Source organism: Chitinophaga ginsengisoli (assembly GCF_003014595.1).
In the GTDB taxonomy this organism is placed as follows: domain Bacteria; phylum Bacteroidota; class Bacteroidia; order Chitinophagales; family Chitinophagaceae; genus Chitinophaga; species Chitinophaga ginsengisoli.
This window is the reverse complement of the sequence record NZ_PYGK01000038.1, coordinates 1-3144: the sequence shown is the minus strand read 5'-3', so window position 1 is coordinate 3144 and position 3144 is coordinate 1. Positions and strand designations below refer to the sequence as shown.

The window sequence follows — 3144 nt, the reverse complement described above, 5'->3', positions numbered from 1 at the left end:
AAGTTGTAATAGTAGACAACAAAAGCTTTGAAGATATTTAAAGCGAATAAGGGCGCATGGTGGATGCCTAGGCTCTAGGAGGCGAAGAAGGACGTGGTAAGCTGCGATAAGCTACGGGGAGATGCAAACGATCGTTACATCCGTAGATTTCCGAATGGGACAACCCAGTACATTGAAGATGTATTATCCGTAAGGAGGCCAACGCAGGGAACTGAAACATCTAAGTACCTGCAGGAAAAGAAAATAAATTAATGATTCCCTAAGTAGTGGCGAGCGAACGGGGACCAGCCCAAACCGCGGTGGCGTGCTGCCGCGGGGTTATAGGACTACTTTTAGAAGATCAGATCAAGCTGAATCATCTGGAAAGATGAGCCAAAGCAGGTGAAAGCCCTGTAGGCAGAAATTCTGGTGGACGTGTAGTATCCTGAGTAGCGCGGGACCGGAGGAATCCTGTGTGAATTTGTCAGCACCATCTGATAAGGCTAAATACTCCCTAGAGACCGATAGTGAACCAGTACCGTAAGGGAAAGGTGAAAAGCACTTCGAACAGAAGAGTGAAATAGTACCTGAAACCGTGCGCCTACAAGCGGTCGGAGTTCGTAAGAATGACGGCGTGCCTTTTGCATAATGAGCCTACGAGTTACTCCTTACTGGCAAGGTTAAGTACTTAAGTTACGGAGCCGTAGCGAAAGCGAGTTCTAACAGAGCGTTCAGTCAGTAGGGGTAGACGCGAAACTTTGTGATCTATCCATGGGCAGGTTGAAGGTTTGGTAACACAAACTGGAGGACCGAACTCATTAGCGTTGAAAAGCTATGGGATGACCTGTGGATAGGGGTGAAAGGCCAATCAAACTGAGAGATAGCTCGTTCTCCCCGAAATGTTTTTAGGAACAGCCTCGTATAAAGAGTTATCATAGAGGTAGAGCTACTAATTGGGCTAGGGGGCTTCACCGCCTACCAAACCCTAATAAACTCCGAATGCTATGATATATCTACGGGAGTGAGGCTGTGGGCGCTAAGGTCCATGGCCGAGAGGGAAATAACCCAGATTAACAGCTAAGGTCCCTAATCGTATGTTAAGTTGAACAAACGAAGTTTAAATCCTATAACAGCCAGGATGTTGGCTTGGAAGCAGCCATTCATTTAAAGAGTGCGTAACAGCTCACTGGTCGAGGGTTTAAGCACGGAAAATAATCGGGCATCAAACATACAACCGAAGCTTTAGGATTACTGCTAGGCAGTATATCGGTAGGGGAGCATTCTAAACTGCATTGAAGGTGTATCGCGAGGTATGCTGGAGCGTTTAGAAAAGAAAATGTAGGCATAAGTAACGATAAAATAGGTGAAAAACCTATTCGCCGTAAGACTAAGGGTTCCTGATCAACGCTAATCGGATCAGGGTTAGTCGGGTCCTTAGGCAAAGCCGAGAGGCGTAGCTGATGGCAAACTGGTGAATATTCCAGTACCTGCTATAATTTCGATGGGGTAACGGAGTAGTGAAAGGACTGCGCACTTACGGAATAGTGCGTTAAAGGGTGTAGTTAAACTTTGTGTAGGAAAATCCGCACGGGGTGATGAACCTGATAGTACAGCAAAGCTTCGGCCGCGCTGATAATGTCCCTAATCAGACTTCCAAGAAAAACCTCTAAGGTTCGGTTATAGCAGCCCGTACCGTAAACCGACACAGGTAGTCGAGGAGAATATCCTCAGGCGCTCGAGTGATCCGTGGTAAAGGAACTAGGCAAATTGACGCTGTAACTTCGGGATAAGGCGTACTGCAGTGATGCAGTCTCAGTAAAATGGTCCAACCAACTGTTTAACAAAAACACAGGGCCCTGCAAAATCGAAAGATGACGTATAGAGCCTGATACCTGCCCGGTGCTGGAAGGTTAAGGAAGGATGTTCGGAGTAATCCAAAGCTTCTGACTGAAGCCCCAGTAAACGGCGGCCGTAACTATAACGGTCCTAAGGTAGCGAAATTCCTTGTCGGGTAAGTTCCGACCTGCACGAATGGTCTAATGAGTTGGACACTGTCTCTACCACGAGCTCGGTGAAATTGTAGTATCGGTGAAGATGCCGGTTAATCGCAACGGGACGGAAAGACCCCGTGAACCTTCACTACAACTTAACATTGATTTTGAACAACAGATGTGTAGGATAGTTGGGAGACTATGAAGCAGCTTCGCCAGGAGTTGTGGAGTCAACGTTGAAATACCAACCTTCTGTTGTTTAGAGTCTAACCTGGAAGCAGGGACATTGTTTGGTGGGTAGTTTGACTGGGGTGGTCGCCTCCTAAAAAGTAACGGAGGCTCGCAAAGGTACCCTCAGTACGGTTGGTAATCGTACGCAGAGCGCATTAGTAAAAGGGTGCTTGACTGTGAGGCCGACAAGCCGAGCAGGAGCGAAAGCTGGCTAAAGTGATCCGGTGGTTCTGTATGGAAGGGCCATCGCTCAAAGGATAAAAGGTACTCCGGGGATAACAGGCTGATCTCCCCCAAGAGCTCATATCGACGGGGAGGTTTGGCACCTCGATGTCGGTTCGTCACATCCTGGGGCTGGAGAAGGTCCCAAGGGTTCGGCTGTTCGCCGATTAAAGTGGCACGTGAACTGGGTTCAGAACGTCGCAAGACAGTTCGGTCCCTATCTGTTGTGATCGTTAGTAAATTGCGAGGACATGACCTTAGTACGAGAGGACCGGGTCGTACGTACCGCTGGTGTATCAGTTGTGCCGCCAGGTGCAGTGCTGAGTAGCTATGTACGGAAAGGATAAACGCTGAAAGCATCTAAGCGTGAAACCAACCTCAAGATGAGTTTACTTTTAAGGGCCGTCGGAGACTACGACGTTGATAGGCTACAGGTGTAAGGGTGGTAACATCGAAGCCGAGTAGTACTAATTGCCCGTAAGCTTTAATTTTATTTTTTGTTGACAAACTATTACGACTTTCCCAATATGTATCTTATTGCAAGTCTTAAGTCAGATCAATCGCTGTAACAGTGCTGACTTAGAAGACGAAGATCATTCTACACATAGTAAAGATCTTATGGTGGTTATGCCGAGGGTGTTCACCTCTTCCCATTCCGAACAGAGAAGTTAAGCCCCTCATGGCCGATGGTACTGCACTATCATGCGGGAGAGTAGGTAGC

At 47.6% G+C, this 3144-nt stretch carries 2 rRNA genes; both read left to right on the top strand.

From position 1 onward, the window contains the following. Positions 1-36 precede the first annotated feature (36 nt). Positions 37-2914, top strand: a 23S ribosomal RNA gene (locus CLV42_RS33525). Positions 2915-3040: 126 nt separating this feature from the next. Beyond that, positions 3041-3144, top strand: a 5S ribosomal RNA gene (rrf, locus tag CLV42_RS33520); the annotation flags it as partial.